This is a genomic window from Streptomyces sp. NPDC031265 (genome assembly GCF_055570295.1).
In genome coordinates, this window is sequence record NZ_JBVIHM010000034.1 from 67,355 (window position 1) to 78,234 (window position 10,880).

8 protein-coding genes are annotated in these 10,880 nt (G+C 72.1%); 5 read left to right on the plus strand and 3 right to left on the minus strand.

Features of this window, described 5'->3' with window-relative positions; genetic code table 11:
• Positions 1-107 precede the first annotated feature (107 nt).
• Both ACZ499_RS34805 and ACZ499_RS34810 read left to right on the plus strand, forming a co-directional pair.
• A complete protein-coding gene (locus tag ACZ499_RS34805; protein WP_468680535.1) occupies positions 108-3,023 on the plus strand; it encodes a DEAD/DEAH box helicase in 2,916 nt (971 codons plus the stop codon).
• Entirely contained in the window at positions 3,020-4,312 is a 1,293-nt protein-coding gene (locus ACZ499_RS34810; protein WP_468680522.1) for an SWIM zinc finger family protein, read from the plus strand. The genes ACZ499_RS34805 and ACZ499_RS34810 overlap by 4 nt, the downstream gene beginning before the upstream one ends.
• A 26-nt stretch (positions 4,313-4,338) precedes the next feature.
• Here ACZ499_RS34810 and ACZ499_RS34815 read toward each other — a convergent pair whose 3' ends face one another.
• Complete coding sequence (locus ACZ499_RS34815; protein WP_468680524.1) at positions 4,339-4,728, minus strand: hypothetical protein; 390 nt, start codon at positions 4,726-4,728, stop codon at positions 4,339-4,341.
• 414 nt (positions 4,729-5,142) lie between these two features.
• Between ACZ499_RS34815 and ACZ499_RS34820 the strand changes: the two genes are divergently transcribed.
• The 3 genes from ACZ499_RS34820 to exaC all read left to right on the plus strand — a co-directional run bounded on the left by ACZ499_RS34820 (position 5,143) and on the right by exaC (position 8,751).
• Complete coding sequence (locus ACZ499_RS34820; protein ID WP_468680526.1) at positions 5,143-5,718, plus strand: N-acetylmuramoyl-L-alanine amidase; 576 nt, start codon at positions 5,143-5,145, stop codon at positions 5,716-5,718.
• Positions 5,719-5,856: 138 nt separating this feature from the next.
• On the plus strand, positions 5,857-7,128 hold the full coding sequence (locus ACZ499_RS34825) for a GAF domain-containing protein (RefSeq protein WP_468680528.1): 1,272 nt from the start codon (positions 5,857-5,859) through the stop codon (positions 7,126-7,128).
• Between the two features lie 99 nt (positions 7,129-7,227).
• Positions 7,228-8,751: an acetaldehyde dehydrogenase ExaC gene (exaC, locus tag ACZ499_RS34830; protein WP_468680530.1), complete on the plus strand. Its 1,524-nt coding sequence runs from the start codon at positions 7,228-7,230 to the stop codon at positions 8,749-8,751.
• Between the two features lie 127 nt (positions 8,752-8,878).
• On the opposite strand, the gene ACZ499_RS34835 is transcribed toward exaC, so the two are convergent.
• On the minus strand, positions 8,879-9,073 hold the full coding sequence (locus tag ACZ499_RS34835) for a maleylpyruvate isomerase N-terminal domain-containing protein (RefSeq protein ID WP_266631643.1): 195 nt from the start codon (positions 9,071-9,073) through the stop codon (positions 8,879-8,881).
• 381 nt (positions 9,074-9,454) lie between these two features.
• Positions 9,455-10,441, minus strand: coding sequence for a helix-turn-helix domain-containing protein (locus ACZ499_RS34840; RefSeq protein ID WP_030296791.1), 987 nt, complete (start codon positions 10,439-10,441; stop codon positions 9,455-9,457).
• Positions 10,442-10,880 lie beyond the last annotated feature (439 nt).

A 10,880-nucleotide genomic window follows, 5' to 3' on the forward strand; every position in this document is an offset into this window, starting at 1 on the left:
CGCGCGTCGAGTGAGCCAGATCACGGCGCGCATCCGCCCGGCAGCACTTCGCCCGGTGTACCCTCGGCGATTCCGGAACCGCAGTAGTCAAGTTTGAGGAATGTGTCATCGCCGTACACAGGCTTCCCGCCCCCACACCCTCCGAGATCGATGAACTCGCCCGCTGCCACGTCACCTTCCTGCCCGCCGCCCCCGCCCGCCTCGGCCGCATCGCGTTCTGGCACACCGACGGCACGGCCCCGCAGGCCTTCTCCGGCCGCGCCGAGGAGCCTGCCGAGGAGCTGACGGTGGTGGGGGCCGACGCCGAGCCGTACGCGGTGCGTGCGGCTGTTCTGCCCGTACGTGACGCGCTGCCCGTCCTGACCAGGGCCCGGCCCCGCGCCGACGCCTCGCGGGCCGCCGCCTTCTGGGGTACGGCCACGCTCCGCGCGCTGCAACTCGCCGCGCGCGGCCTGCTGTTGCCCGGGCTCACCGCCACCGACCACGACGCGTGGCGGATCGGGCCGCTGGGCGCCGACGAGCTGGGGCGCGTCCGTGAGCTGGCGGCCTCGATGCCGCCCGAGGCGCACGCGGTGCCGCTCGACGCCGGTGGCGAGACGTTGCTGCTGCCCGAACCCGAGGTGCTGGTACGGCAGTTCCTCGACGCGGTCGCGGACGGGCTGCCGCGCACACCCGCCGCCGCCCTGGCGACCGGCTCCCCCGCCTTCGCGGCGGACCCGCCCCAGCGGCTGCCCGGACAGCGCGCCTGGGCCGCGGAGGTGGCCGCCGGGCACGACGCGGGCGTGCGCATCTCGCTCCGCGTCGAACTGCCCGGTCTGGAGTCGGCGGACCCGGACGCGGCAGGGCCGGCCTTCCGGGCCGTGCTCCAGCTGCACAGCGTGAGTGACCCCGCTCTGGTGGCGGACGCGGCCGAGGTGTGGGGTGAGTCCGGGCCCGCCGCCGGGGCGTTCGGTCCGCACGCGCGGATGGACGCGCTCCTTGCGCTGCGTCGCGCCACGCGCGCGTGGGCGCCGCTCGCGCCGCTGCTCTCGGCGGCCGTGCCGGACGCGATCGAGCTGGCCGACGAGGAGGTGGGCGAGCTGCTCGGCGGGGCCGCGCGCACGCTCGCCGCGATCGGCGTCCAGGTGCACTGGCCCAAGGACCTCGCGCGAAAGTTCACCACGCGCGCGGTGATCGGGCCCGTACCCGTACAGGAGGCCGCGCAGCGGAGCTCGTCCGAAGCGCGGCCGGACAGTACGCAGTCCGCGGCCCCGTCCACGCTCTCCGCGGACGCCCTGCTCGCCTTCGAGTGGTGGTTCGCGCTCGGCGACACGCAGCTCACGCGCGCGGAGCTGGACCAACTTGCCGAGGCCGGCCGCCCGGTGGTGCGGCTGCGCGACCAGTGGGTCCTGATCGACCCCGAGGAGGTCCGCCGCGCCCGCGCGGCACAGGACCGCAAGGTGACCCCGGTCGACGCGCTCGGCGCCGTCCTGACCGGCTCGACGGAGGTCGACGGACGCCGGGTCGACGTCGAGGCGTCGGGCTGGCTCACGGGCCTGCGCGACCGCCTCGCCGACCCCGAGGGCGCGCGCCAGGACGCCGTGGAGCAGCCCGCCGCGCTCGCCGCGCGGTTGCGCGACTACCAGCTACGGGGCCTCAACTGGCTGGCCGACATGACGTCGCTCGGCCTCGGCGGGTGCCTCGCCGACGACATGGGCCTCGGCAAGACGATCACCCTCATCGCCCTGCACCTGCACCGCCAGAGCAGCCCGGCGACCGCCGGCCCCACGCTCGTGGTCTGTCCGACGTCCCTGATGGGCAACTGGCAGCGGGAGATCGAGAAGTTCGCGCCGGGCACGCCCGTGCGTCGTTTCCACGGCTCCGCGCGGCGCCTGGAGGGCCTCGCGGACGGGGAGTTCGTCCTCACCACGTACGGGACGATGCGGCTCGACGCCGCGAAGCTCGGCGAAGTGGCGTGGGGCATGGTCGTCACGGACGAGGCCCAGCACATCAAGAACCCGTACTCGGCGACCGCCCGGCAGTTGCGCACCATCGGCGCCCGCGCGCGCGTGGCGCTCACCGGAACGCCGGTCGAGAACAACCTCTCCGAGCTGTGGGCGATCCTCGACTGGACGACACCGGGGCTGCTCGGCCGCCTCGGTACGTTCCGTACCAAGTACGCAGAGGCCGTCGAAGGCGGCAAGGACCCGGCGGCGGCCGAGCGGCTGTCCCGTCTGGTCCGCCCGTTCCTGCTGCGGCGCCGCAAGTCCGACCCGGGCATCGCGCCCGAGCTGCCGCCCAAGACGGAGACCGACCGGGCCGTCTCGCTCACCAAGGAGCAGACGGGGCTCTACGAGGCGGTGGTGCGCGAGACCCTCGCGGAGATTGCGGGCGCCGACGGCTTCGAGCGGCGCGGGCTCGTGGTGAAGCTGCTCACCGCGCTGAAGCAGATCTGCAACCACCCCGCGCAGTACCTCAAGGAGGAGCAGCCGCGCATCGCGGACCGCTCCGGCAAGCTGGAGCTGCTCGACGAACTCCTGGACACCATCCTCTCCGAGGATGGTGCGGTGCTGGTCTTCACCCAGTACGTACAGATGGCGCGGCTCATCGAGCGGCATCTGGCCGCGCGCGGAGTCGCCACGCAGTTCCTACACGGCGGTACGCCCGTGGAGCAGCGCGAGCGGATGGTGCGGCGCTTCCAGGACGGTGAAGTCCCGGTGTTCCTCCTGTCGTTGAAGGCGGCGGGCACCGGTCTGAACCTCACTCGGGCGGGCCATGTCGTGCACTACGACCGCTGGTGGAACCCGGCCGTCGAGGCGCAGGCCACCGACCGTGCGTACCGCATCGGCCAGACGCAGCCGGTGCAGGTCCACCGGCTGATCGCTGAGGGGACGATCGAGGACCGCATCGCCGAGATGCTGACGCGCAAGCGGGAGCTGGCGGACGCGGTCCTCGGCACCGGCGAGTCGGCCGAGGCGGCGCTGACGGAACTGTCCGACGCCGATCTGGCGGATCTGGTGGCACTGCGAGGGAGCGGGCGATGAGCGAGTACGGGGATCTCTCGGAGGAGCGGATGTACGGGGACCACGCCGAGGACGGCCGTGCTCCCGAGGAGCGCACCTTCGCGGCGCTGCCGCCCGCGCACGGGCACGGTTTCGCACGGACGTGGTGGGGCCAGGCGTGGCTCAAGGCCCTTGAGGACACGGCGCTCGACGGCCAGCAGCTGAAGACGGGCCGCCGCTACGCGCGCGAGGGCGCGGTCGGGGCGGTGTCGGTACGGCCCGGGCGGATCACCGCCGTCGTGCGCGACCGGGACGGCACCTCCCACCGCGGCGACGTGGTGTGGCAGCGGCTTTCCGAGGACGACTGGGACCGTTTCCTCGGCATGGCGGTGGAGCGGGCGGGGCACATCGCGGCGCTCCTCGACCGCGACATGCCTCCGCACCTGGTGGAGGACGCGGCGACGGCCGGAGTGGAACTCCTGCCGGGCATAGGCGACCTGGAACCCGAGTGCACCTGCGAGGCGTGGGACCACTGCCCGCACACGGCGGCGCTCTGCTACCAGGTGGCGCGCCTCCTCGACCAGGATCCGTTCGTCCTGCTGCTCATGCGGGGCCGGGGTGAGCGGGCGCTGCTGACGGAGCTGGCTGAACGAAGCGCGGCGCCCCGGTCTGCGGAACCGGATGTTCCGGCCGGGGTCCCGGCCGCCGAGGTCTTCGCGGCGCGGGACATCGTGCCACCGCTGCCCGGGGAGCCCGAGGTACCGGCCGAGGCGGGGGCGCCGCCGCACCTCGACACGGAGGCCGCCCCCGAACCCGGCGTCGATCCCGCGGCGCTGGAGTTCCTGGCGGCGGACGCGGCGCGGCGGGCGCGCGAGATGCTGGCGGAGGCGCTCGCGCCGGGCCATGAACACCAGTCGCCGCCGTCTGACCTGACGCAGAATCAGGACGCCGTACGTCTGGCGGCGGACTGTGAGGACAGGCGGATCACGGGCCGCCTTGCGGCCGGTTCCGGACGGCGGCCGGCCGAGCTGGACCTCGCCGTACGAGCGTGGCGGTACGGGGGCGCCGCCTCCCTCTCCGTATTGGAGGAGGAGTGGACCCCTGGGCCGGAGGCCCTGACCCGGGCCCGGGACGCGCTCGCGCGGGCCTGGCAGGACGAGGAACGGCCCGTACTGCGCGTGTCCGGCGCGAACCGCTGGACGGTGGTCGGGGGCGGCGCACAGCTGCGGCTCGGACGGGACGGCCGGTGGTGGCCGTACCGCAAGGAGCGCGGGGCGTGGGTCCCGGCGGGTCCAGCCGACCCGGATCCGGGAGCGGCGCTGGAGCGGTAAGGGGTGCGGTGGTGGGGGCGCGGTGCCTATGTCCTGGGAGGCGCCCCGTGGCCCGGTGTCCCACCCGCCCTGAGCTCGTAGAACGGCAGGTCGTCGCCGGGGTCGTTCGCCGCCGACGGGAGTATGCCGCCGGGAAACTCGGTGGGCAGGTCCGGCAGGTCGCTGGGCAGGTCGCTCGGGAAGCCGCTCGGCACTTCCGTGGGGAGTCCTGACGGAAGGTTGGACGGAAGGCTCGTGGGGAGTTCGGAGGGCAGCTCCGTCGGGATCCCGCTCGGAAGGCTCAGTGACGGCGTCGGGGCCCCCTTGCTCGTCGGGGTCTTCGTCGGCCTGCCGTCGGCCCCGTCGCCGCTGCCGTTCACCACCAGCACGATGGCGACGACGGCCGCGGCGGCCACCACGACCGCGAGCAGTATCAAGACGCCCCGGCGACCTCCCCCGGCCGGCGGGCCCGGGGGTGACGGCGGCGGCGTCGGGGGCTGCCAGGCGGGGGGACCGAAGCCCCCGCCCGGCGAGGACAGCGGCCCGGGTGGGCGCGGAGGTACGGGCGGCGTGGCCATAGCCTCCAGAGTCGGGCCGAAACGGTTCATCTAGCGATCCCTGGCCGGAATTTACGCCAAAGTCGGTCAGTCGCGGCGCTCGCCGGAGCCACCCCGGCCGTGGCAGCGCGCCGTTCCGCGCCCCGGCCGCCGCCGCGCGCAGCTGCGGCCCTTCCACCCTCGTACACCTCCCCGTACCGTAATCTCGGCGACGTTCTTGCCGGTTGAACGTGACGTATCGACGCACAAGCGACACGACGCACACACGACACGACATACAGGAGCTCGTTACCCGTGGACCGCCGAAGACTCCTCCAGGGCGCCGCCGCCAGCGTGGCCGCGGGCGCGCTCTTCCCCGCGACGCGTGCCGAGGCCGCCGCCGACACCGACTACCCGGGCGCGCACTGGGTCCCCGCCTCGACCGCCAACTACACCGCTTCCCAGCGCCCCTTCACGTATCCGTTCGAACGGGTGGTCATCCACGTCACCCAGGAGACGTTCGGCAACACGCTCGGGATCTTCCAGAACCCGGCGAAGAAGGTGTCCGCGCACTATGTGGTGCGGTCCGCCGACGGCTATGTGGCGCAGATGGTGCGAGAACAGGACATCGCCTGGCACGCGGGCAACTGGGACTACAACACCCGCAGCGTCGGCATCGAGCACGAGGGGTGGGTGGACCAGCCCGCCTACTTCACCGACGCGCTGTACGAGGAGTCGGCGCGGCTGACCGCCTCGATCTGCGACCGGCACGGCATCTCCAAGGACCGGGAGCACATTATCGGCCATTACCAGGTCCCCGGCACCGACCACACCGACCCGGGGCCGAACTGGGACTGGGTGCGCTACATCCGGCTGGTCAACTTCGCCTGAGCGCACGGGGATTCGCTGACCGGCATACGGGTTGCGTTGCCGCGGATGCGCCGAGGGCGTGCGGGGTGCCTTGCCGGGTGCGCCCGGCGGGCCGACGATGGACCGGTCCCCGTCCGCCCCGCCCGCCCGGAGGCCCAGTTGACCGATACGCGGAACGAGTCCTGGGTCGCCCTGGAGGCCGGGGCCGACCCCGCCGAGCGGACCGGCGAGCTGCGCCGCGCCCATGAGGCGTTCACCTCGGCCGGGCGGGTGGTCCGGCCCGTACGCCCGCTGGTGGCCGCGTCCTGGCGGCGCTCGGCCCGGGCCCGGGTGAACCCGGACGGCACGGCCGGTGTGGAGCTGGGCGAGGACGAGCTGGCCGCGTACCGGGACGGGCACCCCCTGGCCCGGGTGATGCCGGTGATCCGGGAGCTGATGGGCACGTACGCGAAGGACGGCGAGCATCTCGTCGCCGTGTGCGACGTGCGGGGACGGCTGCTGTGGGTCGAGGGCCACCCGGGGGCCCGGCGCAAGGCGGGCGCGATGAACTTCGTGCCGGGCGCCCGGTGGGCGGAGTCGGCGGTGGGCACCAACGCGCCGGGGACGGCGCTGGCCGAGGACCGGCCCGTACAGGTCTTCTCCGCCGAGCACTTCCGGCGCCCGGTGCATCCCTGGACGTGCGCGGCGGCGCCGCTGCACGACCCGCGCACGGGGCGGCTGCTCGGCGCGGTGGACATCACCGGCGGCAACGGCCTGGCGCATCCGCACAGCCTCGCGTTCGTCCAGGCGGTGGCACGTGCGGCGGAGGCGGAACTCGCCCTGCACGCCCCGCAGCCGACCGGCGACACGATCGGGCTGAGCGCCCTCGGCCGTGACGAGGCGGTGCTGGTCGCCGCCGGGCGCAAGGTCCGCCTCAGCCGCCGCCACAGCGAGCTTGTGGTGCTTCTCGCCCGCCACCCCGAGGGCCTGACGGGTGATCAGCTGTTGGTCGACCTGTACGAGGACGAGTCGGTGACCCCGGTGACGGTCCGCGCCGAACTGTCCCGACTGCGCCGCCTGCTGGGCCCCGACCTCCTGTCCTCCCGCCCGTACCGCCTCACCCTCCCGGTCGACACCGACTTCGACATGGTCGCCCGCCGCCTGGGCTCGGGCGCGGTGGCGGCGGCGATGGGCGCGTACACGGGCCCCTTGCTGCCCGCCTCGCAGGCGCCCGCCGTGGTACGGATACGGTCCCGCCTCGCCGGACAGCTGCGCGCGGCCCTGATCGAGCGCGGCGACCCCGGACTGCTTGCGGACTGGGCACGCAGCCCGTGGGGCGGGGAGGACGTGAGGGTGTGGCAGGCGCTGGCGGAGTGCGGGCGGGGGGCTGCGCGGGCGGGGGTGCGGGAGCTGGATGCGGAGCAGGGGACGGGGTTCGCCGGAAGCACCTGACCGCCGCAGGGGCTCGCAACGGGCCCGCAACGTCGACGGTCCTAGCCTCCGCTGCGAGTGCCGCCCAAGGGCGGGCGGCGCCGGAGGGAGGCCACGGAGATGACCCGTTACGCAGCGCCCGGCACCGAGGGCGCGATCGTCTCGTACGAGTCGCGCTACGACCACTTCATCGGCGGGGAGTACATACCGCCGGCCGGCGGCCAGTACTTCGAGAACCCGAGCCCCGTGAACGGCCGCCCCTTCACCGAGATCGCCCGCGGCACGGCGGAGGACGTCGAGCGCGCCCTCGACGCGGCCCACGCGGCAGCTCCCGCCTGGGGCCGGACCGCCCCGACCGAGCGCGCCAACATCCTCAACAAGATCGCCGACCGGATGGAGGCGCATCTGGAGGAGCTGGCGGTCGCGGAGAGCTGGGAGAACGGCAAGCCGGTCCGCGAGACGCTGGCGGCCGACATCCCGCTGGCGATCGACCACTTCCGCTACTTCGCGGGAGTGCTCCGCGCGCAGGAGGGCTCGCTGAGCCAGGTCGACGAGGACACGGTGGCGTACCACTTCCACGAGCCGCTCGGCGTCGTCGGCCAGATCATCCCGTGGAACTTCCCGATCCTGATGGCCACATGGAAACTGGCACCGGCGCTCGCGGCGGGCAACGCGGTGGTGCTCAAGCCCGCCGAGCAGACCCCGGCGTCCGTACACCTCTGGCTGGGCCTGGTGGCCGACCTGATCCCGCCGGGCGTGGTGAACGTGGTGAACGGCTTCGGCGTGGAGGCGGGCAAACCCCTGGCGTCGAGCCCGCGCGTGGCGAAGATCGCCTTCACCGGCGAGACGACGACGGGCCGCCTGATCATGCAGTACGCGTCGGAGAACATCCGCCCGGTGACGCTGGAGCTCGGCGGCAAGTCCCCGAACATCTTCTTCGACGACGTCTGGTCGGCGGACGACGACTTCCGCGACAAGGCGCTGGAGGGCTTCACGATGTTCGCCCTCAACCAGGGCGAGGTCTGCACGTGTCCGTCCCGGGCACTGATCCAGCGCGGCCACTACAGCGAGTTCCTGGAGGCGGGCATCGCCCGCACCGAGGCCATCGTGGCGGGCCACCCGCTGGACACGGACACGATGATCGGCGCCCAGGCCTCAAACGACCAGCTCCAGAAGATCCTGTCCTACCTGGACATCGGCCAGCAGGAGGGCGCGAAGATCCTGACAGGAGGTCAGCGGATCGAGTACGACGGCGAGTTGGCAGGTGGCTACTACGTCCAGCCCACGATCTTCGAGGGCGACAACCGCATGCGGATCTTCCAGGAGGAGATCTTCGGCCCGGTGGTCGCGGTGACGTCCTTCACGGACTTCGACGACGCGATCCGCACGGCGAACGACACCCTGTACGGCCTCGGCGCCGGCGTCTGGACCCGCGACGGCAGCCAGGCGTACCGCGCGGGCCGAGCGATCCAGGCGGGCCGCGTCTGGACGAACTGCTACCACGCCTACCCGGCACACGCCGCCTTCGGCGGCTACAAGCAGTCGGGGATCGGGCGGGAGAACCACAAGATGATGCTGGATCATTACCAGCAGACGAAGAACGTTTTAGTCAGTTACTCACCCAAGAAGCTTGGGTTCTTCTAGAGAACAGAAATCCGTTGCCTGGAGCGGGCATTGCCTCTCCAGGCAACATTGACTCCAAGCGCAGAAGGTAATCAAACGGCAGCCATACGTGACCTCCGGACCACTTCGGAACCTTCCCCCGGACCAGTCACGGACCAAGAAGTTGGAAATCGCTCAAGGCCGAGTGGGCGAACCTGGTCGGCGGCTGCTGGATGCGCCGGCGAAGCAGCTCACTGAACCACCGGTGCTCGCTGCCGACGTGCCGCGTGAGGTCCCCGAGAGTCCAGCCGGGGCAGGTCGGCAGCGGGGTGGACGGTCGGCTCCCGTGACCGTGGCGACGAATGCGGCGGTTTCGGCTGCGAAGGCCGCTCCGTGCTGGGCGGGGTTCATGACTGCGCCCTTCCTCTGATGACGCGGCCCCAGGTGGCGATACTCAAGGCCTCTGCCGTCGTACTCGGCGCCGATGGTGGGCAGGGCTCCGTTGACGTCCCAGGACGAGGTGCGGAGCACTGTGCTGCCCTTGGCAGCCGTGACGCGATAGCCGTCGGAGTCACAGGCGAAGCCGTGACGGTTCGGGCAAGTCATCCCGGCCCTCGTTGTCGGCGGGTCGCGTGCGGTGCAGGTCGTCGAGCCTCCAGCCGGTGCCCAGGCCGCCCACAGCGCCCCGCTGCCTTGCTTGGGACACGAGGCGGCGGCATCCGCTGAACTGCAGCCGTATCTCTGGTCACGCGCTATCGGCCGACCCGTGGCCCGGCGGGTGCCGGTTCGGCGAGAGCGAGGCCGGTCCGGTCGAGCGGGCGCACTCGGTGGGAGTCTGACCGTAGTGCTTCTTGAAGGCTCGGGTGAAGTGACTGCCGTCCGCGAACTGCCAGTGTGCGGCGAGTTCCGAAATGCTCAGGCGCCCTGACGGCGAGACAAGGGCGAGCCGGGCCTCATGCAGTCGCCGGTGGCGGATGTAGGTGCTCACCTGCTCTCCCACCGCGGCGAATGCCCGGTGCAGCGTGCGGACGGAGACGTTGAGTTCACGCGCAAGCATCGCCGGAGAAAGTTCGGGATCAGCGAGCCGACGGTCCGCGAGGTCCTTGGCTGCCTGGGTGAGCGCGGGAGCCAACCGGGGCTCTACGTCGTCGAACCGGCCCTTCACCACCGCCTTGGTCAGCTCGATCAGGGTACCTTGGGCAGCTGCCACACCGGCCGGGCCGAGGTCGGCCACGGTCATGTGGATCATGTCTGCAAGGGCCGTCAGCAAGCGCACCTCGGCCGAGTCCGCCGGCCCGGTGACGACCCGGTTCCCGAGCAGGGGTTTGAGCTCGCCGGGGGGCAGGACGAGGAACTTCGCCGTGAGGTGCGCCGTCGTCTCGAAGGCCGTCAGGCGCCCGAGGTGCCGGACGAGGAACTGCCCGGCCGACACGGTCTGGTCGCCGTAGCCGGACGGGCCGCCCAGAGTCCATGCGCCGCTCCGCACGACGTACATGGCAACCAGATCCTGATCGCCGCCCGGGACGTCCGCGGTCCGGGTTGCCGACGCGGCGTGGAGATCGGCGATCGCCGCGCCATGCACCTTGGCAACCTTGCCCTTGACCCGGAAGTCACCGATCGTGTCCGGGCTGAAGGCCGGCAGTTGGAAGACATCGTCACCGACCTGCGTCTGCCACCCGCGCCGGAAAACGTCGAGTCCCCGCGGTGCGGAATCCGGGGCGGTCGAGTCCACTGCGAACACCCCGCGCGCGCCGTCGACCTCCGCTCCAGTACCGTGCATCCCTTTGCGATCCTCTCGTCTTCATTGCTTCAACGCCGTCCTGTGGTGGTCGTGTTCCGCAGGACGCCGCCATGACCCATGTGGACACCGTGCCAATCTTCCTATAGACGGCTCGCATTGCAGCGGCCGGGAGGCAGAGCTGATGTTTCTGATTCGGCGAGATGAACGACGCGACCCCTGACGATCAGGTCGCAGCCTGATCGTCAGGGGTCGCACTCGCGCTCGGTCCTCCCTCATGGGCTCGTGCCGGGGACGTCTTCGCCGCCTCGGTCGGACCTTTCGCCGGAGGTAACGGTTACTGAGGTTTTCAGGGTGGGGTCGGTGGGTTGATAGTCAGGCCGGTCGCGGTGAGGCAGCCGTCGATCAGGTGGGGCTGGAGCTGGATCCTGCG

Excerpts from the sequence above, each read along its gene's own strand:
- ACZ499_RS34810 (WP_468680522.1), top strand. The coding sequence starts at position 3,020 with ATGAGCGAGTACGGGGATCTCTCGGAGGAGCGGATGTACGGGGACCAC.
- exaC (WP_468680530.1), top strand. The coding sequence starts at position 7,228 with ATGACCCGTTACGCAGCGCCCGGCACCGAGGGCGCGATCGTCTCGTAC.